This is a genomic window from Xenorhabdus sp. PR6a (genome assembly GCF_028599065.1).
GTDB lineage: Bacteria > Pseudomonadota > Gammaproteobacteria > Enterobacterales > Enterobacteriaceae > Xenorhabdus > Xenorhabdus doucetiae.
Map to the genome: position 1 here is coordinate 1 of NZ_JAQRFJ010000015.1, position 22,025 is coordinate 22,025.

A 22,025-nucleotide genomic window follows, 5' to 3' on the forward strand; every position below is an offset into this window, starting at 1 on the left:
ATGTCAATAATAGAAGAAGTCATGATCCATGAAAGCGCCATTGTTGATGATGGTGCTCAAATAGGGAAAAACAGCCGAATCTGGCATTTTTCACATGTTTGTTCTGGTGCCAAAATTGGTGAAAGCTGTTCTCTAGGCCAAAATGTATTTATTGGAAATAAAGTCATTATTGGAGACCACTGCAAAATACAAAATAATGTTTCCATCTATGACAATGTTTATTTAGAAGATGGTGTTTTTTGTGGTCCTAGTATGGTTTTTACTAATGTCTATAATCCTCGTTCTTTCATCGAAAGAAAGAATGAGTATAAAAACACTTTAGTAAAAAAAGGGGCGACTCTAGGTGCTAATTGTACGATAGTTTGTGGAACAACGATTGGTTCTTATGCTTTTATTGGTGCTGGAGCTGTTATCAATAAAGATGTTCCTGATTATGCACTGATGGTAGGAGTACCAGCAAAACAAATCGGTTGGATGAGTGAATTTGGTGAACAACTAGATCTACCATTATATGGAAAAGCCACTACAACCTGCCCCTATACAGGACATATCTATCAATTAGATGATAACAGTGTAAAAAGAATTAAATAATAATAGAGAAATATAAAATGCAATTCACAGATCTAGCTGCACAACAACTAAGAATTAAATATAAAATAGACCAAAACATCCAAAAAGTATTAACACATGGAAAATATATTCTAGGCCCAGAAGTTTCAGAATTAGAAGAAAAGCTCGTTGAATATACTGGTGCAAAATATTGTATTACTTGTGCGAATGGAACTGATGCCTTACAAATTGCCTTAATGGCGATTGGTATCAAGCCCGGTGATGAAGTCATCACTCCTGGGTTTACGTATATTGCTACTGCTGAAACCGTTGCTCTATTAGGCGGTATCCCAGTTTATGTTGATGTGAAACCGACAACTTATAACTTAGATCCTGCACAACTAGAAGCTGCTATAACGCCTAAAACTAAAGCTATTATTCCCGTCTCTTTATATGGTCAATGTGCAGATTTTGACGAGATCAATGCAATAGCAGAGAAATACAATATTACTGTTATAGAAGATGCAGCCCAAAGTTTCGGTGCTTCATATAAAGGCAAGCGTTCTTGCAATTTAACTACAATTGCGTGTACCAGTTTCTTTCCAAGTAAACCATTAGGTTGCTACGGTGATGGTGGTGCTATTTTTACAAGTGATGAAGAGCTAGCAAAAATTATCCGCCAAATTGCTCGTCATGGTCAAGACAGAAGATATCATCATATAAGAGTCGGTGTTAATAGCCGTTTGGATACATTACAAGCAGCCATTTTATTACCAAAACTTGAAATATTTGATGAAGAAATGGCATTACGACAAATTGTTGCCAAAAACTATGATAAGGCCTTAAATGAGATTGGGATTATGACAACACCTTATATAGAACCGCATAATATATCTGCATATGCCCAATATACTATCCGTGTTCAGAATCGTGATGAGTTACAGAATAAATTAAAAGAAAAAGGTATTCCTACTGCTGTTCATTATCCTCTTCCCTTAAATAAACAACCTGCAGTATCTTGCAGCATTATTCTCCCAGTGGGTGATAGAATTTCTAATGAAGTTATTAGCTTACCTATGCATCCTTATTTAAGACTCGAGGATGAACAAAAAATAACTGAAGAAATAAAAAAATCACACTATGAATAAAATAAAAAAAAAATTATTAAATGTAAAAAATAAAAATAGCTTTTATTATAATGTATTATCATTAACTGGAGGAACACTCTTAGCTCAATTAATTGCTATAATATCAATGCCTTTCATCACTAGATTATATACCCCTGATGATTTTGGAATATTAGCAACTTTTATAGCCATAATATCTATAGTTAGCATTATGGCTAATTTTAGATATGAGTTAGCTATAGTATTACCAAAATATGATAATCAAGCCAGGGTAGTTTTATTCATAGCACTATGCTTTACATTAATAATCTCAATTCTATCAGTAATAATTATCGGTTTTTTCATTGAAACATTATCTAAAGAAAATAATTTAAAAGAGTACTTATATTTAGTGCCTTTGTCTATATTTTTTATAGGAACGTATCAATCTTTTAATTATTGGGCAACTAGAAAAAATAACTTTATATTAATAGCTAAAACTAAATTCATACAAGTTTTTTCAATGCTCATAGCTCACCTATCACTTTATAAATTAGGGAGCTTGGGTTTAATAATAGGGCAATTATTAAGCCAAATTATGGGAGGATATAAACTATATAAATATGCAAGTAAAAAAAATAAATTTAAAATCCCAACATTTAAAAGAGTAAAATGGGCTTTATATAAGTATAGAAATTTTCCAAAATTTAATTTAATAGGTGCTTTATTAGATAACATCAGTGCAAGAACTCCTATTTTTTTATTAACAATATATTTCAATCCATCTCATGCTGGGCTTTATGCTATTGCAGACCGAATATTAACATTACCAATTCAACTAATAGGCAGATCTTTATCTAGTGTATATTATGCTGAAGCACCTAAAGCCCACAGAAACAGAAAATTAGGAGACCTAACTTTCCAAATTTATGAGAAAACTGTAGCGTTAGCTTTTCCAATTACTATACTAGTTATGTTATCCTCCCCAACCATATTTAGTATTATTTTTGGTCACAAATGGGAAATGGCAGGATATTATGCCAGCATATTATCTATATTAATGTACATCACATTTATTGCTTCTCCTATTGGATCTGCATATACAGTATTAGAAAAACAAAACTCATGGACTTATTTTCAATTATTAATTTTTCTAGTCAGTGTCTTAGCCATATACATAGGTGTTTATCTAAATAACAGTATATATTCAATCATGTTTTATTCAATAGGAAATTTCATATGTTGGTGTATGATTTTAGTTTATCTATTTAGAAAGTTAGAAATCAAAGCTTTCAGATATTTGAAAGTTCAATTCTCTAATTTCATTATATCTTTGGTTGTCAATTTCCCATTATTATATATATTCTATATTGAATATGAAAAATCAGAAAAAAATATCATATACTGGATATTTTGTATAATTTTATCATCTCTATTAATTGCATTAAGATATATAAACATAATAAAAGGTAGCTTTAAGTGAAATTTAGCATCAGAGTATCAGATGATTGGTCAAATTATGAAGATGAAAATATAATTGTATATATAAAAGGTCAGGGATATATCAAAGAAAATATATACTCTAATAATGAAATTATAAAAGAGATAGTAAATGAATCCAATATAGAAAAAACAATTACTAGTTTAAATGGTTTCTTCTCAATTATTCTTATAGATAAAAACAAAAAAAATATTTTTTTAATCTCAGATCATATACGCAGTATTCCTTTATTTTATACAAAAAAACAAGGACTAACAATAATTAGTGATATAGCTGAAGAAATTAGAGAAGTATTGAATTTAAAGGAATTTAATAAGTCAAATGAAACTGAGATGATGTTAAATTCTTTCATCTCCGGGGATGAAACGCTATTCGATGATATAAAACAATTAGAAGCAGGAAGTATAGTTAAAATACATAATGATAATTATACAATAAAAAAAGAATATTACAATAAAAATAATGTGATAAATTATTTATATGACGACTACGCCTTCTTAAAGGAGCACGAAAAAATCTTATTAACCTCCATACAAAGACTAGCAAAATTTGCCAATGGAAGAAAAATAGTAATACCACTTAGTGCAGGCTACGACTCCAAAATTATAGCTACCTTGCTAAAAAAAATAAATTATAAAAATATAATAAGTTTTAGCTATGGAAAAAAGAAATATCATGAAGTCAAAAAGAGTGAGGAAATTGCAAAAAAGTTAAATATCAAATGGGTATTTGTAGATTATAGCAAAATCGGTTTTAAAGAAAAAATGAATAGTGATAATGCTAAAGATTACATGATATACTCTTGTAACTATTGTAGTTTACCTCATACTCAGGATTTTTTGGCCGTAAAATTCCTTAAAGAGAATAAAATAATTCCTGATGATTCTATCTTTGTTCCTGGGCACAGCATTGCAAGCTCATTTCCCTATATTACGGAAAAAACAGAGATAATAAAAACACCTGAGGAAATTGCAAAAAATATTTATTCATTTTACTTTAATTGTGATCCTAAATTAAAACAGAAAAACAAAGCAATTTTATTAGAAAAAATAAAGTTCTTAATTAAAGATAAATCGGATGATAAAACCTACCTTTCGGATTTTATTTTATACTGGGGTTCTTATGAAGATGATGTAAAATATATAGTAAACTCAATAAAGGTTTATGAATTTTTTGGTTATGATTTTTGGTTGCCGTTATGGGATAAAGAATATTCTCATTTCTGGACAAACACAGAAAATAAATTCAAATATCATAGAACATGGTATGAAAAATTCATTGATGAGCAATTCAACGCTTTATTGGAAAACAGAGAAACTAATATTTTCTTACTTTCAGATCTACCTAAAAAAAATAAAACACGCTCTATACTAAAAAAAATAAGTTACTTGAAAAACATAAAAAATGCTTTCTCTTTTATTTTCTCTAAAGATAATCTTCTTTGTATGTCATATATCTATAGTAAAAAAGAAATATTCCTTTTATATATGCAAGGAAAGCACTTTCGTCTAAAATATACCAAGGAACTTATTAACCATCTAATTAACCATCAAAAGAATAAAAGAATGTAAACAAAAACATTTCAGGTTTTAAGTGATTAATTCTCTCTAATTTTATTCATAGCGTAACATCAATTTTTTTAATTAGTATATAGCATTCCTGTATAGAGATAATATAACTTAAATTTACTTAAATCATATATTTTCTTGGCACACATAGTAATCCTGACGCCGATTTTGAATCAATACAACCATTCAAAAACTCGAATTAACATATTAAAGGAGGGGAATAGGTATAATTTCCACTGGATTACATATTTCACCCATTGTATTTAATGAATTGAAGAATATGTAAAAGGATGACCGTTAATAACCCTTTTCTCGATATTGCAGTTATTATTTGTTACAAATTAAATATATTCATATAGTCATCATATTCTAGGTCATGATTCCAATAATTAGATATTGTGATAAGCTATCCCTTTTTATTCTTGGTGAGAGATATGGCTAAAATTGATGTGGTTTGTCGCTACTGTCATAAAACAGAAGATGTTAAAGGGCATGGAAAAGGATCGAGTGGGCATCCCCGTTATCACTGTTATGCCTGTCGTAAAACCTTTCAATTGACCTACACCTATCGCGCCTGCAAGCCCGGAGTGAAAGATCAAATTGTCGATATGGCAATGAATAACTCAGGTATCAGAGATACGGCTCGAGTTCTGAAAGTCGGGATTAACACGGTTCTTCGCACATTAAAAAACTCACGCCGAGAAATGTAACCACACTGCCCCTTGCGGGAAGTGACATTCAGATTATCTGTGAAAAATGGACGAGCAATGGTCATTTGTCGGTCACAAGCAAAATCAGCGCTGGCTTTGGTATGCTTGGGAACCGCGTATGAAAAAGATCGTCGCGCATGTATTTGGTGATCGCAGCGGGAAAACGTTGGAAAAACTGCTGGCGCTTCTCTCACCTTTTGACGTCCGCTTTTACTGTACGGATGATTTTTCCCCCTACAACCGACTTCCTGAGGAAAAACACATTGTTGGAAAGTATTACCCCAACGTATCGAAAGAACCAACCTGACACTTCGCTCTCGTCTAAAAAGGTTAAACAGAAAAACAATCGGGTATTCCAAATCTGAAGAAATGCACGACAAAGTGATAGGCGCGTTCATTGAAACAGAATACTATTTTCTTCAAGTGATCTAACTATTGGAGTCATGACCATATTCTAAATCAAAGAGCAAAATACCACAGGTTCTATCTTATGTCTTTGAAAAGGCATTGCTAATGTTCTTGTGAGTCAAACAAAAATGATGAGACGCGCCCAAGAGCATTATTAACTCTCTTCAATACTGCCTGCTTACATAATCAATCGCACTTAATACTATAAACAGTGACAGAAAAACTTTATTTGAACACATTACACATAATGTATTTTTATAGGAAATAAGAAAGAATAACCTGAACCTGCATTTAGAGAAAATCCCTGACAAAATACTTTCTTTTTAAAAATCAGCTAAAATGACTAACAAAATTGGTGAATGCTTTTAAGTCAAAAACAATTGTCAGTAAAAACAAAAAACTATCAAGCAGTTAATGAATTTTGGAATGCTACATTGTCAAACCAAATGAATATATAATACTGCAAAACTAATGATGATTTATAGATAAAGCGGATATAATGTGATAATTTTTAAATTATTAGAAAAACGCAGCGTATATATTTTCATATCTTTAATATATAAATGTTCACTAGACATAGCATATATTAATTTTGTGAATCCTTTATATGGATACTCAGGATTTAATAAGGATATAGATATATTTCAGTATATTATAGGTTGGTTATTGTTTGTTTTTTTATTAATGCTATCTCCACATACAATAAAAAAACCGTCTGACTATTTTATTTCTCAAGCTATATTTTCGTTACTAACACCACTAATTGTTCTATATGGAATGGATTCTATCTTAATAATTAAACCAGTTTTTTACTCAATTTTATCCATTCTATTTATAAAATTATTGACAACTCTGTCTATAAAACCACCGAAAATTCCAATAATAAGAAATGGAGAATATATATTCTACATTGTTTCATTTATAATGGTTTTATATCTTGTACTTTGGTATATATCTTCTGGCGCAATAAAAAATATAAATTTTGATCCAAGACAAGTATACGATTTTAGAGAAACAAATAGTAAATTAACTGATATCGGTATATTGGCATATGTTAACGAATGGGTTTACAATGTATTTTCCTTATCTCTTTTAGGATATGCCTTATGGAAGAAGAAATATCTTTTATTTACATTCATATTTATATGTCAAATATTTTTCTACAGTATATCTGCACATAAATCTGTACTATTTACTCCATTATTCATAATCGGTATATATTTTTATTTCCGCCATACACGAGCCCTTTCTACTATTCCAATATTTTTCAGTAGTGCAATAATTATAAGCTTGATGCTATATAATATAGTCGGTGAAATAAGCATTCCCTCTATGGTTATTCGTAGAGTATTTTTTGTTCCAGCTCAACTAACTTATATTTATTTCGATTTTTTTAATCAACATGATTATGAAATGTGGGGGAACTCAATATTAAAACACATCAAACCTAGTATATATACGGAAGGCGTCCCTAAAGCAATTGGAGTATACATTGGAAGTGAAATTTACGCTAACAATGGATATATTAGTAGTGGTTTTGCTCAAGCAGGAGGAATAGGGATATTATTATATTCTTTAATATTAGGCATTTACTTAAAATGGTTAGATATATGGTCTAATAAAATACCGGAATTATGGTTAGCCATAATTTTAGTTGTAACTCCTCTAAGAAGTTTACTAATTTCATCTGATTTATTTACCGTAATGCTCACGCATGGACTAATAATAGCTACTTTTATGTTAATTTTGCTTAGAAAGAATTAAAAAATTTATGAAAAAAATTGTTCACCTAACTTCAGTACACCATCGATATGATACACGAATTTTCTTAAAAGAATGCACTTCACTTAGTAAAGCAGGATATCATGTTTCTCTTATTGTTTCAGATGGAAAAAAAGATGAGGTTATTAATAAAGTAAATATAATTGATGTAGGATTATTTCATCGAAGAATAAATAGAATGTTGCGAGCAACGAAGGAAATATATAAAAAATCTTTAAAGTTAGATGCAGATATTTACCATTTGCACGACCCAGAATTAATTCCAATCGGTCTCAAATTAATCAAAAAAAATAAAGTAGTCGTTTTTGATGCCCACGAAGACTTACCTAAACAATTATTAAGCAAACCTTATTTAAATAAATTTTTTCTGAAAATTTTATCGAAAACTTTTTACCTATATGAAAAATGGGCTATGCCAAAGTTTAGCGGCATTATAACTGCAACACCAATTATTCGTGATAAGTTTTTATCAATAAATCACAATACTATAGATATTAATAATTATCCAATAATAGGAGAATTACATTCCAAAGAAAGCAATTGGTCGAATAAAGAAAAACAAATATGTTATCTCGGGGCAATTAGTAATATCAGGGGTATTAAAGAAATAGTAGAGGCAATGCAATATATATCTACTGATACTAAACTAAAATTAGCAGGCTATTTTTCAGAGAAAGAAACTGAAAAATCTGTAAAAAATTTAGAGGGATGGAATAAAATAGAAAATTTAGGATTTCTTAATCGAGAAGAATCTAAAGATTTGCTTAAATATTCCACTGCAGGATTAGTTCTATTTCATCCTCTACCAAATCATGTTGATGCCCAACCCAACAAAATGTTTGAATATATGAGCGCGGGCATTCCCGTAATCGCATCCAACTTTCCACTTTGGAAACAAATTATAGAAAAAAACAACTGTGGGTTATGTGTTGATCCACTGGATTCTCAAGAAATCGCAAAAGCAATTGATTACATTATAAACAACAAAGAAATAGCAGAAAAAATGGGAAATAACGGCATAGAATCAGTTCGGACAATCTTTAATTGGGATAAAGAAAGTTGTAAATTAATGGATTTTTATAAACGGGTTTTATCATGAAAAAAATAATTACTATTATAGGTGCAAGGCCTCAATTCATTAAAGCAAGCGTTGTTTCAGATGCTCTAAAAAAGAATAAAAAAATTCAAGAAATAATTATTCATACAGGTCAACATTTTGATTCTAATATGTCTGACATATTCTTTAATGAATTAACCATTCCTATGCCTGATTATACTCTTAATATTCATAGTAGCTCTCATGGAGAAATGACTGCTAATATGCTTATTGAGATTGAAAAAATTCTTATTTTAGAAAAACCTAAAGCAGTCATAGTATATGGCGATACTAATTCCACTTTAGCTGGGGCACTAGCCGCCTCTAAATTACATATTCCAATAATACATATAGAAGCAGGTCTGCGTAGTTTTAATATGGGAATGCCTGAAGAAATAAATAGAATCCTAACAGACAATGTTAGTTCAATTTTATTTTGCCCTACAGAAACTGCAGTAAATAATTTACAAAAAGAAGGTTTCAGCTCAAGGCAAGTTAAGATAATAAATGTTGGTGATGTAATGGAAGACTCTGCTTTATATTTTAGCCAGCTAGCAAAAAAACCAAGCGAATTTAAAAGCATGAAAAATTTCATATTAGCTACTCTACATCGTGCTGAAAATACAGATAATAAAAATCGTTTGTCGGAAATAGTAAACGCATTAAATCATATACATAAAAACATTTATCCTGTTGTGCTTCCCTTGCACCCAAGAACCAATAAGATGCTAAAACAGCATAAATTACATCTTGATGTCCACTTAATAGAACCTGTTGGATATTTACAGATGCTATGGTTACTTCAAAATACAAATTTAGTTATTACAGATAGCGGAGGACTGCAAAAAGAAGCTTTTTTCTTCAAGAAACCTTGTGTCACAGTAAGAGACCAAACTGAATGGATAGAACTGATTGAATTAGGTGTAAATACACTATCGGATACAAAATCTGAAAATATAATAAAAGCAGTCAAAGGGTTTATCAATACTGATATACGCTATATTAATTCTATCTATGGTGGTGGAACAGCAGCTAAAAAAATAGCTAATGAAATAGAAAAATTATTATAAGAATCTCTTTATCTTAAATCAAAGAAATTAACAAACATGAAAGATTTAATTTCCATAATAATGCCCACATGTAATTCAATAAAATATGTCGAACATAGTATTAATTCAGTTTTAGGGCAAACATACCCTAATTGGGAATTGTTAATTACAGATGATTGCTCAACTGATAATACATTTGATTTTATTTCTAAATATGCTTCTATTGAATCCAGAATTAAAATTTTTAGAAATGAAAAAAACTTAGGTGCGGCTGCGACAAGAAACAATAGTATAAAATATGCAAGAGGAAGATTTATTGCTTTTTTAGATAGTGATGATCTGTGGCATCCTAATAAATTAGAAAACCAGATCTCATTTATGATTAAGAAAAAATGTGCTCTTTCTTATAGCTATTATCAAAAAATAGATGAAAACGGAAATTTAAAAGGAATAATAACTTCCCCCAATGCCACTAACAGCAAAAAGTTGTTATTCACAAATGTTATTGGATGTCTAACAGCTATTTATGATACTGAAAAAGTAGGGAAATTATATATGCCATTGATTAAAAGAAGACAAGATATGGCTCTTTGGTTAAAGATAATGGATATTTCAGGAAATGCATATGCCATCCCTGAAGTTCTAGCTTATTATAGAGTTTCAAAAAAAAGCTTATCAGGAAATAAATATAAAGCCGCCATGTCCCAATGGGATTTATATAGAAATACATTGAGATTAGGTTTTGTTAAATCATCCATTTATTTTGCTTCGTATGCTTTTTTTGGTTTAATCAAGAAAATTAAATAGAGAATTTTAAATAATGAATATCACAATAGTAGGCACGGGATACGTAGGTTTATCCAATGGAGTTCTTTTATCCCAAAACAATAAAGTGACTGCTTTAGATATTAATGAAGAAAAAGTAAAACTTATAAATAATAAGATGCCTCCAATTTACGACACAGAAATAGAACATTATATAAAAGGAAAAAAATTAAATCTCACTGCAACACTTGACAAAAAATTTGCATATAAAAATGCCGATTTTGTGATCATTGCAACACCTACAGATTACGATCCTAAGACTAATTATTTTGATACAAAATCAGTTGAATCTGTTATCGAAGATATTCTATTTTATAATTCTAAAGCTGTAATAATAATTAAGTCAACAATTCCTGTTGGTTTTACTAAACAGGTGAAAGAAAAATATAATACTAATAATATTATTTTCTCTCCAGAATTTCTTAGAGAAGGGAAAGCACTGCATGATAATTTATATCCATCAAGAATTGTTATTGGAGAAAAATCCGAAAGGGCAAAAATATTTGCAGACCTCCTTATCGAAGGAGCAATAAAAAAAGACGTTCCCGTTCTTTTTACTAATTCAACTGAGGCAGAGGCTATAAAATTATTTTCAAACACATATTTAGCTATGCGTGTAGCATATTTTAATGAACTTGATAGTTATACAGAAATACATGGATTGAATACACAACAAATAATAGAAGGTGTTTGTCTAGACCCAAGAGTTGGCAACCACTATAACAATCCATCATTTGGATATGGCGGTTATTGCTTACCGAAAGATACTAAACAATTACTTGCTAACTACCAAAATATCCCAAATAATATTATCAAAGCAATTGTAGATGCTAATCGTACCAGAAAAGATTTTATTGCAGATTCAATAATCAACAAAAATCCTAAAATTGTGGGCGTTTACCGACTAATTATGAAAACAGGCTCTGATAATTTTAGGTCATCCTCAATTCAAGGTATTATGAAAAGAATTAAAGCAAAAGGAATTGAAGTGGTTATTTTCGAACCAGAAATGACTGAAGATTACTTTTTTAATTCAAGAGTTATTAGGGACTTAACATATTTTAAATCCATATCAGATATAATTATATCTAACCGCATGTCTGAATCACTCAACGATGTAAGGGAAAAAATCTATACTCGAGATTTATTTGGTAAAGACTGATAATTTTATTGTATAGATAAAAATCAATTGCCTATACAATCCAAAGGCTATACAGTAACTTATTCATACACATTCAAATTTCAAAAAAGAGTATTTAGACCATGTCCCATAAAAAATTAAGAATACCTATGCCCTCATGATAGAATCAATCGATTATTCTTAATTATACTCCCCAACTGGGATACCATGCTAAACATCGTCCTATTCGAACCAGAAATTCCGCCTAACACAGGCAATATCATTCGTCTTTGCGCTAACACAGGCTGTCAGCTTCATCTTATTCAACCTTTGGGTTTCACATGGGATGATAAACGCCTGCGTCGCGCGGGGCTGGATTACCACGAGTTCGCCAATATCAAGCAGCATCACGATTACAACGCATTCTTGGAAAGTGAAGGGCTCAGTTCTGTCAATTCACAATCCCCTTCTGGGGCACGCCTGTTTGCTTTAACCACAAAAGGCACTCCGGCGCACAGTAATGTGAGTTATCGCGATGGTGATTACTTGATGTTTGGGCCGGAGACTCGTGGGTTACCGCCTTATGTGTTAGACAATATGCCGCCTGAACAGAAGATCAGGATTCCTATGCTGGCGGATAGCCGCAGTATGAATCTTTCTAATACTGTAGCGGTGGTGGTGTTTGAAGCATGGCGGCAACTGGGTTATCCGGGGGCGTTATTGCGGGATTAAGATTAACAGGATATTCAGCGCCTAATCCGTGCTGAATATCCTATCTATTGATGCTCGTAAGAAAAGGACAGAATTTCAAATCCCATCCCCATTCTCAAATCCATTATTGATGCCATTGAAATGCTGGTTCATATCCAGTGATGGCTTCTCGCTTTCCGGTTTACCGACAATCCTCGCCGGTACGCCTGCCACGGTGGTATGCGGTGGCACTGGCCTTAATACAACCGACCCTGCCCCAATTTTTGCGCCACGGCCAATCTCGATATTACCGAGGATTTTGGCTCCCGCACCAATCATCACCCCTTCACGGACTTTCGGATGACGATCTCCCACTGTTTTGCCCGTTCCCCCCAGCGTGACGGATTGCAGGATGGAGACATCGTTTTCAACAATTGCCGTTTCACCAATTACAATGCCGGTTGCGTGGTCGAGCATAATGCCACAGCCAATCTTCGCGGCCGGATGGATATCGACACCAAACGAAACTGAGACTTGGTTTTGCAGGTAAATCGCCAGTGCCTTGCGATCTTGTTTCCACAACCAGTGTGCAATGCGGTAAGCCTGTAGTGCATGGAAGCCCTTAAGGTAGAGCAGTGGGGTCGAATATTTATCGACGGCCGGATCGCGCAGGCGAACCGCTTTGATGTCACAGGCTGCTGATTCAACCATCTTAGGATCACTGCGGTACGCATTTTCAACGACTTCCCTGACTTCAATAGGGGGCATAATCGGTGATGCCAGCTTATTTGCCAGCATATAGCTCAGGGCACTACCCAAATTTTTATGCTTGAGTAGTGTCGCGTGAAAAAAGCTGGCTAACATGGGTTCACAATCTGCCAGAGCCCTTGCTTCATTTTTTATATTTTCCCAGACTTCGTTCAGTTCTGATCGCGACATATCAGTGTTCCCATTTGATTTAAGAGTGAGAGCCTTCTCCCTCATCTCTGGTAGCTCTTCCCAATAATGCTTGGGCAGCCTCAATCACATTTTTATTGCAGTACAGTATCTGGTAGATCTGCTCTGTGATCGGCATTTCAACACCCGCTCGCTCTGCCAAAGCACGAACTTCTTTCGTATTGCGATAGCCTTCAACAACTTGCCCGATTTCGCTCTGCGCTTCATCAACACCGATGCCTTTCCCTAACATCATGCCAAAACGGCGGTTACGGGATTGGTTATCGGTACAGGTCAGGACTAAATCGCCTAATCCTGCCATGCCCATAAAGGTGGAAGGATCGGCACCCAACGCGCTCCCAAGGCGGCTCATTTCGGCCAGACCACGGGTGATCAATGCGGTGCGGGCATTCGCCCCGAATCCCATACCATCAGAGATCCCTGCGCCAATTGCAATAACATTTTTTATTGCTCCGCCGAGCTGTACGCCAATAAAATCCGGGTTTTTGTAGACCCGAAAACTTTTACCGCAATGGAAGAATTGTTGCAGCTCTTCACCAAATTCGGGCGTGGTGGCAGAAACGGCAATTGCGGTGGGTAAACCTGCTGCGAGTTCTTTGGCAAATGTCGGGCCAGAAACGACGGCCAGAGGAATTTCGTTACCTAATTGTTCACGGGCTACATCTTGCAATAAGCGCCCGGTTTCAGCTTCAAGCCCCTTGGTCGCCCAAACAATCCGGCTGTCAGGTTGTAAATGGGGTTTTATCTGCTGTAAGACATCACCGAAAACATGGCTGGGAACCACTATCAGGATATTGCGGCTGGCTGAAACCGCACGCTGCAAATCAGCTTCAAGCCGTAAGCTATCCGGAAAAGGCACATCCGGTAAAAATGCCTGATTACAACGCGCTTGTTGCAAGGCATTGATGTGCGCAGGGTTATGCCCCCAAAGCACCACTTTATGCCCATTGCGAGCCAGCGTAATGGCTAAGGCGGTGCCGTATGAACCGGCACCGATCACTGTCATAGAAGCAGTATTCATTACGCTTCCTGTTCAGCCTCATTAGGCTGGGGTTCAGCCTGCTGTTGCAGATAGTTCATGAACAGGGCATCAAAGTTAACGGGTGCCAAATTCAGTTGTGGGAAAGTACCACGACCGACCAGGCTGGTAATGCATTCACGGGCATATGGGAACAGAATGTTCGGGCAGTATGCGCCTAAGCAATGTGCCAACTGGGTTCCTTCGATGCCATCAATAGAGAAAATACCCGCCTGCTGAACTTCACACAAAAACGCCGTTTCTTCTCCCAGCATCGCGGTGACGGTAACGCGCAGGACAACTTCGTAAACGCCCTGAACCAATTCACTGGACGCTGTGTCCAGATCCAATTTGACTTCCGGCTGCCAATCCTGCTGGAAAACCTGCGGCGCTTTTGGTGCTTCGAAAGACACATCTTTCGTGTAAATACGCTGGATCTGGAAAGCCATTTCTGTGTTGTTTTGTTCTGACATAATGATGTTTACCTTTTTCAGATGTCCTTATGAAACTTTTCAATCATGCAAGCCTGCTTGCTCGCACCTCAGTTCGTTATTTCTTGCCGCGAGCTAATGGCAGGTTTTCACCCGACCAGCCGGCAACCCCTTCTTTCAGGGAATAGACCTGCTCAAAGCCCAAACGCACCAGATTCTCCGCCGGCGTTCTGGATTCCAGCCCGTTGGCGGAAACGACGATGACAGGTTGTTTTTTATGTTTCTCCAACTCACCTAAGTTATTGTCTTTAATCTCAGATGGCGTCAGGTTAACGGAACCAATGATATGCCCTTTGCGGAAATCGTCACGGGAGCGTAAATCCACGACGACAGCATTTTCCTTGTTAATGAAATGGATGGCCTGAGCACGGGTGATCTCTTTACTCTTGGAGAACACGCTTTTTACTGTCATCACGATGACAGCCACCAGCAGTGCAATCCAGGCAAGGCTCAGGATCGTGTTCCGGCTAATAAATTGCATGATTTCTTGCAGCATGGAGGGCAACAACTCCCGTTGGTTAATAACAAATATCTAAGGCAGAGAGTATACCTGTGTGTTGCCTCAATTACAGCCAATTAGCACCCATGCCGGGCATATTTGTGCCATTTTTGCGGAGAGTTTCGAGAAAAATTTAAAAATCCCCCACGAACAACTTGATTGTAATGCATCATTGAAATATTTCATTTATTAGTGATTTCTCGCTGCCCTATCCGGGCGCGGATGTTGTAATCACACTCTATTCTAGATATTATTTTTATATAATTGTTCATATTTGATCCATTATTTTTATTTTTAGCCTTTAATGGGTCTTATAAGGTCTATTATTTTATGTTTTGGAGGAGTGATGTCTTTTATTCATTTACTTTATTCACCATCTGAATTAGCTGCTAATATTGGTCAAAATGCCAAAAATCTTAGGTTATCCAAAAATTTATCCAGGAAAACGTTAGCTGAAAAGTCAGGGGTTTCTGAGTCCACGATCAAAAGATTTGAAACTAAAGGAACGATTACTTTAGAGGCAATGATTCTTTTAGCAACTCATTTAGATGCGTTAGGTTCGATGTCCAGTCTTTTTAAGGCTGAATATCTAAGTACATATGAAGAATTAAACAACGCCAAACGTCAAAGGGGGACCAGATGAACAAATTTAAACATATAGAGCATCTTGATGTTTTGTGCAGTGGTATAAAAGTTGGAATGCTTACCAAGATTCAAGGTAAAGGGATTTATTTCACTTATGATAATAATTGGTTAGCTTCAGGGTTTAATTTATCACCTCTGACTATGGCTTTTGATGAAAAGCCTCAACTAGCCAAAGATCCCCGGCTTTTTGAGGGATTACACGGACCTTTTGCAGACTCATTACCTGATGGTTGGGGAATGTTGCTGATGGATAGGTTTTTTGACAGTAAATTTGGCAATGGGGCGTGCCACGCTATGACTGCATTGGACCGTCTGGCATATATAGGTGACCGTGGCATGGGGTCTCTTGAATATCATCCTAAAACTGAAAAAACAGAGGCTATGGAGTATCTTGAGTTCTCAGAATTATTTGAAGAATCTATAAAAGTTCAGCAAGGTGAGACTTCGAATGTTTTATCTAAATTACGTTTAGCGGGAGGCTCACCTGGCGGAGCTAGACCAAAAGCAGTGGTTGCATTGTCACCTGATGGGCGCCATGCAACCACTGCTTTTGGCTCGATACCTGAAGGCTATGAACATTGGATTGTAAAATTTAGATCTTTAAATGAAGCTGTTGAAACAGGAGCTATAGAATTTGTCTATTCTGAAATGGCCAGAACTGCTGGTGTTCATATGGCAGAGTCTGCCTTGCTTCATGTTGATATGCCTGACGGAACAAAAGAATACTTTTTTGCCACTAAGAGATTTGATAGACAACAGAATAGAAAAATTCACATGATAACTGTTTCTGCACTTATGTATGCTAACTTCAGATTCCCATCGATGGACTATCCTACCTTATTAAAACTAACTAACGTATTAACGAAAAATGCAAAAGAAGTAGAGAAGATGGCTAGATTAATGATTTTTAATGCGTTATCACATAATTATGATGATCACACAAAGAACTTTGCATTTCTTCATAATGAAGAAAAAGAATGGGTATTATCACCAGCTTATGATTTAACTTTTTCAAACGCATTAGGGGAACATACGACAGGATTTGGCGGTAATAATACAGGAAGAGCAACAAGAAAACGTATTAAAGAAATTTGTTCTGAATATAAGTACCTCAAAGCAGATGATTATATAGACCAAACACTAGAGTCGTTATCCAATTGGGAAAATGAATTTAAAAGATTAAAAATCCCTTATGATGCAGGTAAAGGGATTTTTAACACCCTTGAGCGGGATCATGATTTTTTTGAAAAATGAAGGATTAATTATGACCAAAGCACGTTTACATGATGATGCAATGGTGCAGCTTCTCCGTGAAGATCCTGAGTTTGCACGGCATTATCTGCATCAGGCGTTGATTGATATGGATGAAGAAGGCGGACAGGAAGCATTTCTTATGGCAGTGCGCCATGTTGTAGAAGCAAGCGGTTACGGCGGATTTTTCTAAATTTACTAAAATTTATATTAATGATAAAAAACAGGCTGTTCTCTGGTCAGGGACCATTCCTCATGGAATAATCAGGCGCTATGTCGCAGCAGGGTACTGAATAAGATGGCTGAAAATAAGGATCTAACAAGCCGTAACCATCGGCAGGAACAATATAAGAAGCAAAATAAAATCAGAGCGTTATCTCTCTTTGCTTTGTTGTTCACCTTTTTCAGCTTCAGTACAAATACTTTCGCCAATCAGATTTCAGACAATAAAAATCAGCTTAAAGATATTCAGCAGGATATTGCTGAGAAAGAGAAAAGTGTCAAACAGCAACAAAAGCAACGTACTGATCTGGTTAACCAATTAAAAGAACAAGAAAGTACCATCTCAGAAGTGGGGCGTTCGCTGCACACGACACAGACTCGTCTGAATAAACTGGAAAACGAAGTTTCATCGCTGAATGCCAATATCAAGCACCTGCAAACCCAACAAAAGCAGCAACGTCAATTACTTGCCAACCAATTGGATGCGGCATTCCGGCAAGGAAATCACCAAGGCTTAGAGTTATTGCTCAACGGGCAGGAAAATCAGCGCAAAGAACGTATTCTCGCCTATTACAGTTATTTGAATCAGGCGCGTCAGGAAACTATCGCCAAGTTGCAAAAAACAACCGAAGAACTTAACCAGCAAAAAAAACTGCAACTGGAAAAACAGAGCGAACAGAAAGAGATACTGACCAGCCAAAAACAGCAAAAACAAAAGATGGAAATTGCCCGCACCGCGCGGCAAAAAACATTAACGACACTTGAGTCTTCATTGCAGAAAGTTCAACAAAGCCTTACAGAGCTTCGGCAAAATGAAGCCCGGTTGAGGAATAAGATTGAAAAAGCCGAACGGGAAGCGAAAGCCCGCGCTGAACGTGAAGCCCGTGAAGCGGCTCGCGTTCGTGCCCAAGTTGCCGCTAAGCAGAAACAAGCGCAACAAAAAGGTGCCCGCTATAAACCCACGGAAGAAGAGCGTGCGCTAATGGCGCGGACGGGTGGCCTTGGGCGCCCTGCGGGGCAAGCGATATGGCCGGTACGCGGTCGTGTCATCCATAACTTTGGCGAGGCAATACAAGGTGAGTTGCGCTGGAAAGGGGTGGTTATCTCCGCCGCAGAAGGGACAGAAGTCAGGGCAATCTCGGATGGGCGTGTATTACTGGCAGACTGGCTGCAAGGCTATGGCTTGGTGGTCGTACTTGAACACGGTAAAGGAGATATGAGCATTTACGGTTACAACCAGAGCACACTGGTGAAAGTTGGGCAACAAGTTAGGGCAGGCCAGCCAATCGCGCTGGTTGGCAGCAGCGGCGGGCAACAACAGCCTTCACTGTACTTTGAAATCCGCCGTCAGGGCCGGGCGGTTAACCCATTACCGTGGTTAGGAAAATAGGATGGCGAAGATATGGTCTCTGTTATGCTTCACATTATTACTGTTTACTTTTAATACGCAAGCGGCACGTTTAGCCATCGTCATTGATGATGTTGGCTATCGTGTTAATGAAGACAATAAGCTATTACAACTGCCGGTTGCGGTTTCGATCGCCATCCTGCCCAATTCCCCGTATGGCAGGAAAATAGCGGAAAAGGCTCATCAGCAGGGGCGGGAGATTTTAATCCACCTGCCAATGGCACCATTAAGCCAGCAACCGCTGGAGAAAAATACCCTCCATCCGGCCATGAACAGGGAAGAAATTGCCCGTATTATGCAGGATGCGATCCAGAAAGTGCCCCACGCGGTTGGGATGAATAATCACATGGGCAGCGCCATGACCTCTAACCTCAGGAGCATGGAAAAGGTCATGCAGGTGCTATCCCAGAGCCGACTCTATTTTCTGGACAGTGTGACAATCGGCAATACACAAGTGACCAAAGCCGCAATGGGAACGCCTGTCCCTGTGCTGCGCCGCAATGTTTTTTTAGACAATATTCAAACCGAAGCCGAAACACGGCATCAACTTAACCGTGCTATCACCCTCGCCCGCAGGCAAGGTTCTGCCGTCGCCATTGGGCACCCGCATCCCACCACGATGCGTGCCCTACAGCACGCACTTGCGAGATTACCCGATGATATTGAACTGGTCACACCCGGCATGTTGTTGAACGGTGATCAAACTGCGCGCAACGGCATCAAGCCCCGTGAAACAAAGCCTGTGCCGGAAACGCAATGGGAAGCGCTCAAGAGGGTAAAAAAGATATTATCTGACAATGCCCTGTTTAATACTTTAAACCGGTATATGCAGAAACTTTGGGGTAATCAAGCAGGCGCCCAAAACCCAAGGCGCACTGTATAACGTTTAATCCCAATTCAGGATAACTTTGCCCGATTGCCCTGATCGCATGACATCAAAGCCTTTCTGGTAATCATCAATCGGGAACTGGTGAGTAATAATCGGGGACAAATCCAGGCCAGACTGGATTAAGGCCGCCATCTTGTACCATGTCTCGAACATCTCACGCCCGTAGATGCCCTTGATAAAGAGTCCCTTAAAGATGACCTGATTCCAGTCTATCGCCATATCGGAGGGAGGGATGCCCAACAAAGCGATACGTCCGCCGTGATTCATCGTATCAAGCAAAGTACGGAAAGCCGGTGGCGCTCCTGACATCTCTAAACCGACATCAAAACCTTCCGTCATGCCCAGCTCGGCCATCACATCCGTCAATTTTTCTTTGCTGACATTCACCGCACGGGTCACGCCCATTTTGCGAGCCAGTTCAAGCCGATATTCATTCACATCGGTAATCACGACATGACGGGCGCCGACATGCTTACACACCGCTGCCGCCATAATCCCGATAGGGCCAGCGCCGGATACCAGTACATCTTCGCCCACCAAATCAAAAGAGAGCGCGGTATGTACCGCGTTGCCGAAGGGATCAAAAATCGCGGCCAGCTCATCGGGAATATTGTCGGGAATTTTAAACGCATTAAAGGCGGGAATAACCAGATATTCAGCAAAAGCGCCTTCACGGTTCACACCAACGCCTGTGGTATTGCGGCATAAATGGGTACGCCCACCACGGCAGTTACGACAGTGACCACAAGTGATATGGCCTTCGCCGGATACACGATCACCTACCTTGAACCCTTTTACCTCCTGCCCCATGGCAACGACTTCACCCACATATTCGTGCCCGACGACCATCGGAACCGGGATGGTTTTTTGCGACCAATCATCCCAGTTATAAATGTGAACATCCGTCCCACAAATGGCCGTCTTACGGATTTTAATCATCACATCGTTGTGCCCAAGTTCTGGTGCGGGCACCTCGGTCATCCAGATACCTTCCTCTGGCTTTAATTTAGATAATGCTTTCATAATGATACCTTAAGCAATGACATTCAGTTGCTTGCCAATGCGTGTAAATGCCGCCACCACATGTTCAATCTGCTCTTCAGTATGCGCGGCAGAAATCTGGGTTCGGATACGCGCCTGGCCTTTAGGCACAACCGGGTAGAAGAACCCAATCACATAAATACCGTCTTTCAAGAGTTCTGCGGCGAATGCCTGTGCCAGTTTCGCATCTCCCAACATCACCGGGATAATGGCATGATCCGCCCCTGCCAGCGTGAAACCTGCCGCTGTCATTTTCTCACGGAACAAATTCGCATTTTTCCAGAGACGCTCACGCAGATCATCGCCATTTTTCAGCATATCCAGCACCTTGATTGATGCCGCGACAATGGCAGGAGCCAGCGAGTTGGAGAACAGGTATGGGCGTGAACGCTGGCGCAACCACTCAACCACTTCTTTGCGCGCCGCAATATAACCCCCCGATGCGCCACCCAGCGCCTTACCCAGCGTACCGGTGATGATGTCAACACGCCCCATCACATCACAATATTCATGGGTGCCGCGACCCTGCTGACCCACAAAACCCACCGCATGGGAATCATCCACCATGACCAGCGCACCAAATTCATCCGCCAAATCACAGATGGATTTCAGGTCGGCAATAACGCCATCCATGGAAAATACCCCGTCCGTTGCGATCAGGATATTTTGCGCACCTTCGGCTTTTGCCTGTTCCAAACGGGTCTTTAATTCTTGCATATCGTTATTGGCATAGCGGTAACGTTTCGCCTTGCATAAACGGATACCATCAATAATGGAGGCATGGTTCAGGGCATCAGAGATAATGGCATCTTCTGGCCCAAACAGGGTTTCAAACAGACCGCCGTTTGCATCAAAGCACGAGGAGTACAGAATGGCGTCTTCCATCCCCAAAAATTCAGCGATCTTATTTTCTAATTCTTTATGGGCATCTTGCGTCCCACAGATAAAGCGAACGGATGCCATCCCAAAACCGTGGCTATCCATGCCGGCTTTTGCCGCCGCGATCAGGTCGGGATGATTCGCCAAACCTAAATAGTTATTGGCACAAAAATTAACAACCTGATTACCCTCAGCAACCGCAATATTGGCATTTTGGGCAGAAGTGATAATACGCTCATTTTTGAACAACCCTTCAGAACGGGTTTGCTCCAACTGTTCATTAATTTTCTGATAAAACGATGCTGACATTTTGCTCTCCTG

Annotated in this window: 21 protein-coding genes and 2 pseudogenes; 17 read left to right on the forward strand and 6 right to left on the reverse strand. The window is 37.7% G+C overall.

What is annotated here, in order from left to right; genetic code table 11:
• From PSI15_RS06095 to trmL, 12 genes and pseudogenes are all read left to right on the forward strand, one after another.
• The gene (locus PSI15_RS06095) at positions 1-591 is read left to right on the forward strand and encodes an acyltransferase (RefSeq protein ID WP_273582753.1); all 591 of its coding nucleotides are present in this window, start codon (positions 1-3) and stop codon (positions 589-591) included.
• A 17-nt stretch (positions 592-608) separates the two neighbouring features.
• The gene (locus PSI15_RS06100) at positions 609-1,697 is read left to right on the forward strand and encodes a DegT/DnrJ/EryC1/StrS family aminotransferase (RefSeq protein ID WP_273582754.1); all 1,089 of its coding nucleotides are present in this window, start codon (positions 609-611) and stop codon (positions 1,695-1,697) included.
• The gene (locus PSI15_RS06105; RefSeq protein ID WP_273582755.1) at positions 1,690-3,138 is read left to right on the forward strand and encodes an oligosaccharide flippase family protein; all 1,449 of its coding nucleotides are present in this window, start codon (positions 1,690-1,692) and stop codon (positions 3,136-3,138) included. The genes PSI15_RS06100 and PSI15_RS06105 overlap by 8 nt, the downstream gene beginning before the upstream one ends.
• On the forward strand, positions 3,135-4,727 hold the full coding sequence (locus PSI15_RS06110; RefSeq protein ID WP_273582756.1) for a 7-cyano-7-deazaguanine synthase: 1,593 nt from the start codon (positions 3,135-3,137) through the stop codon (positions 4,725-4,727). Before PSI15_RS06105 ends, PSI15_RS06110 begins: the two co-directional genes overlap by 4 nt.
• A 431-nt stretch (positions 4,728-5,158) precedes the next feature.
• Positions 5,159-5,434, forward strand: a complete 276-nt coding sequence (locus PSI15_RS06115) for an IS1-like element transposase (protein WP_273582757.1) — start codon at positions 5,159-5,161, stop codon at positions 5,432-5,434.
• A 46-nt stretch (positions 5,435-5,480) separates the two neighbouring features.
• Positions 5,481-5,866 (forward strand): annotated as a pseudogene (locus PSI15_RS06120) (IS1 family transposase).
• Positions 5,867-6,343: 477 nt separating this feature from the next.
• Positions 6,344-7,606: a hypothetical protein gene (locus PSI15_RS06125; RefSeq protein ID WP_273582758.1), complete on the forward strand. Its 1,263-nt coding sequence runs from the start codon at positions 6,344-6,346 to the stop codon at positions 7,604-7,606.
• 7 nt (positions 7,607-7,613) lie between these two features.
• The gene (locus PSI15_RS06130) at positions 7,614-8,723 is read left to right on the forward strand and encodes a glycosyltransferase family 4 protein (protein WP_273582759.1); all 1,110 of its coding nucleotides are present in this window, start codon (positions 7,614-7,616) and stop codon (positions 8,721-8,723) included.
• Positions 8,720-9,790: a non-hydrolyzing UDP-N-acetylglucosamine 2-epimerase gene (gene wecB / locus PSI15_RS06135; protein ID WP_273582760.1), complete on the forward strand. Its 1,071-nt coding sequence runs from the start codon at positions 8,720-8,722 to the stop codon at positions 9,788-9,790. The genes PSI15_RS06130 and wecB overlap by 4 nt, the downstream gene beginning before the upstream one ends.
• A gap of 36 nt (positions 9,791-9,826) precedes the next feature.
• Positions 9,827-10,576, forward strand: a complete 750-nt coding sequence (locus tag PSI15_RS06140; protein WP_273582761.1) for a glycosyltransferase family 2 protein — start codon at positions 9,827-9,829, stop codon at positions 10,574-10,576.
• A 13-nt stretch (positions 10,577-10,589) separates the two neighbouring features.
• Positions 10,590-11,756, forward strand: coding sequence for a nucleotide sugar dehydrogenase (locus PSI15_RS06145; protein ID WP_273582762.1), 1,167 nt, complete (start codon positions 10,590-10,592; stop codon positions 11,754-11,756).
• 186 nt (positions 11,757-11,942) lie between these two features.
• Entirely contained in the window at positions 11,943-12,446 is a 504-nt protein-coding gene (trmL, locus tag PSI15_RS06150) for a tRNA (uridine(34)/cytosine(34)/5-carboxymethylaminomethyluridine(34)-2'-O)-methyltransferase TrmL (RefSeq protein WP_273582763.1), read from the forward strand.
• Between the two features lie 75 nt (positions 12,447-12,521).
• Here the strand turns inward: trmL and cysE are convergent, their stop codons facing one another.
• The 4 genes from cysE to PSI15_RS06170 all read right to left on the reverse strand — a co-directional run bounded on the left by cysE (position 12,522) and on the right by PSI15_RS06170 (position 15,366).
• Positions 12,522-13,343 carry a serine O-acetyltransferase gene (cysE, locus tag PSI15_RS06155; protein WP_045967905.1) on the reverse strand — a complete coding sequence of 274 codons (822 nt, stop codon included), beginning with the start codon at positions 13,341-13,343 and terminating at the stop codon, positions 12,522-12,524.
• A 19-nt stretch (positions 13,344-13,362) separates the two neighbouring features.
• On the reverse strand, positions 13,363-14,382 hold the full coding sequence (gpsA, locus tag PSI15_RS06160; protein WP_273582764.1) for an NAD(P)H-dependent glycerol-3-phosphate dehydrogenase: 1,020 nt from the start codon (positions 14,380-14,382) through the stop codon (positions 13,363-13,365).
• Entirely contained in the window at positions 14,382-14,852 is a 471-nt protein-coding gene (secB, locus tag PSI15_RS06165) for a protein-export chaperone SecB (RefSeq protein ID WP_045967901.1), read from the reverse strand. Before secB ends, gpsA begins: the two co-directional genes overlap by 1 nt.
• Before the next feature lie 76 nt (positions 14,853-14,928).
• A complete protein-coding gene (locus PSI15_RS06170; protein ID WP_045967899.1) occupies positions 14,929-15,366 on the reverse strand; it encodes a rhodanese-like domain-containing protein in 438 nt (145 codons plus the stop codon).
• A 349-nt stretch (positions 15,367-15,715) separates the two neighbouring features.
• Here PSI15_RS06170 and PSI15_RS06175 point away from each other — a divergent pair, with 349 nt between their 5' ends.
• From PSI15_RS06175 to PSI15_RS06195, 5 genes and pseudogenes are all read left to right on the forward strand, one after another.
• The gene (locus tag PSI15_RS06175; RefSeq protein ID WP_273582765.1) at positions 15,716-16,012 is read left to right on the forward strand and encodes a helix-turn-helix domain-containing protein; all 297 of its coding nucleotides are present in this window, start codon (positions 15,716-15,718) and stop codon (positions 16,010-16,012) included.
• Positions 16,009-17,268, forward strand: a complete 1,260-nt coding sequence (locus PSI15_RS06180; protein WP_273582766.1) for a type II toxin-antitoxin system HipA family toxin — start codon at positions 16,009-16,011, stop codon at positions 17,266-17,268. The genes PSI15_RS06175 and PSI15_RS06180 overlap by 4 nt, the downstream gene beginning before the upstream one ends.
• A gap of 10 nt (positions 17,269-17,278) precedes the next feature.
• Positions 17,279-17,440, forward strand: a pseudogene (locus PSI15_RS06185) (helix-turn-helix domain-containing transcriptional regulator); the annotation flags it as partial.
• 123 nt (positions 17,441-17,563) lie between these two features.
• Positions 17,564-18,877, forward strand: coding sequence for a murein hydrolase activator EnvC (gene envC / locus PSI15_RS06190; RefSeq protein ID WP_273582767.1), 1,314 nt, complete (start codon positions 17,564-17,566; stop codon positions 18,875-18,877).
• A 1-nt stretch (position 18,878) separates the two neighbouring features.
• The gene (locus PSI15_RS06195; protein WP_273582768.1) at positions 18,879-19,778 is read left to right on the forward strand and encodes a divergent polysaccharide deacetylase family protein; all 900 of its coding nucleotides are present in this window, start codon (positions 18,879-18,881) and stop codon (positions 19,776-19,778) included.
• A 3-nt stretch (positions 19,779-19,781) separates the two neighbouring features.
• Here PSI15_RS06195 and tdh read toward each other — a convergent pair whose 3' ends face one another.
• Positions 19,782-20,807: an L-threonine 3-dehydrogenase gene (gene tdh / locus PSI15_RS06200; protein ID WP_273582769.1), complete on the reverse strand. Its 1,026-nt coding sequence runs from the start codon at positions 20,805-20,807 to the stop codon at positions 19,782-19,784.
• Positions 20,808-20,816: 9 nt separating this feature from the next.
• The gene (kbl, locus tag PSI15_RS06205) at positions 20,817-22,013 is read right to left on the reverse strand and encodes a glycine C-acetyltransferase (protein ID WP_273582770.1); all 1,197 of its coding nucleotides are present in this window, start codon (positions 22,011-22,013) and stop codon (positions 20,817-20,819) included.
• Positions 22,014-22,025 lie beyond the last annotated feature (12 nt).

Bases quoted from the DNA above. Each gene is read 5' to 3' on its own strand.
- PSI15_RS06170 (WP_045967899.1), bottom strand. From the start codon at position 15,366: ATGCTGCAAGAAATCATGCAATTTATTAGCCGGAACACGATCCTGAGC.
- PSI15_RS06175 (WP_273582765.1), top strand. From the start codon at position 15,716: ATGTCTTTTATTCATTTACTTTATTCACCATCTGAATTAGCTGCTAAT.
- gpsA (WP_273582764.1), bottom strand. From the start codon at position 14,382: ATGAATACTGCTTCTATGACAGTGATCGGTGCCGGTTCATACGGCACC.
- PSI15_RS06100 (WP_273582754.1), top strand. From the start codon at position 609: ATGCAATTCACAGATCTAGCTGCACAACAACTAAGAATTAAATATAAA.
- PSI15_RS06130 (WP_273582759.1), top strand. From the start codon at position 7,614: ATGAAAAAAATTGTTCACCTAACTTCAGTACACCATCGATATGATACA.
- PSI15_RS06145 (WP_273582762.1), top strand. From the start codon at position 10,590: ATGAATATCACAATAGTAGGCACGGGATACGTAGGTTTATCCAATGGA.
- trmL (WP_273582763.1), top strand. From the start codon at position 11,943: ATGCTAAACATCGTCCTATTCGAACCAGAAATTCCGCCTAACACAGGC.
- tdh (WP_273582769.1), bottom strand. From the start codon at position 20,807: ATGAAAGCATTATCTAAATTAAAGCCAGAGGAAGGTATCTGGATGACC.
- PSI15_RS06095 (WP_273582753.1), top strand. From the start codon at position 1: ATGTCAATAATAGAAGAAGTCATGATCCATGAAAGCGCCATTGTTGAT.
- cysE (WP_045967905.1), bottom strand. From the start codon at position 13,343: ATGTCGCGATCAGAACTGAACGAAGTCTGGGAAAATATAAAAAATGAA.
- secB (WP_045967901.1), bottom strand. From the start codon at position 14,852: ATGTCAGAACAAAACAACACAGAAATGGCTTTCCAGATCCAGCGTATT.
- PSI15_RS06105 (WP_273582755.1), top strand. From the start codon at position 1,690: ATGAATAAAATAAAAAAAAAATTATTAAATGTAAAAAATAAAAATAGC.
- kbl (WP_273582770.1), bottom strand. From the start codon at position 22,013: ATGTCAGCATCGTTTTATCAGAAAATTAATGAACAGTTGGAGCAAACC.
- envC (WP_273582767.1), top strand. From the start codon at position 17,564: ATGGCTGAAAATAAGGATCTAACAAGCCGTAACCATCGGCAGGAACAA.
- wecB (WP_273582760.1), top strand. From the start codon at position 8,720: ATGAAAAAAATAATTACTATTATAGGTGCAAGGCCTCAATTCATTAAA.
- PSI15_RS06180 (WP_273582766.1), top strand. From the start codon at position 16,009: ATGAACAAATTTAAACATATAGAGCATCTTGATGTTTTGTGCAGTGGT.
- PSI15_RS06115 (WP_273582757.1), top strand. From the start codon at position 5,159: ATGGCTAAAATTGATGTGGTTTGTCGCTACTGTCATAAAACAGAAGAT.
- PSI15_RS06140 (WP_273582761.1), top strand. From the start codon at position 9,827: ATGAAAGATTTAATTTCCATAATAATGCCCACATGTAATTCAATAAAA.
- PSI15_RS06195 (WP_273582768.1), top strand. From the start codon at position 18,879: ATGGCGAAGATATGGTCTCTGTTATGCTTCACATTATTACTGTTTACT.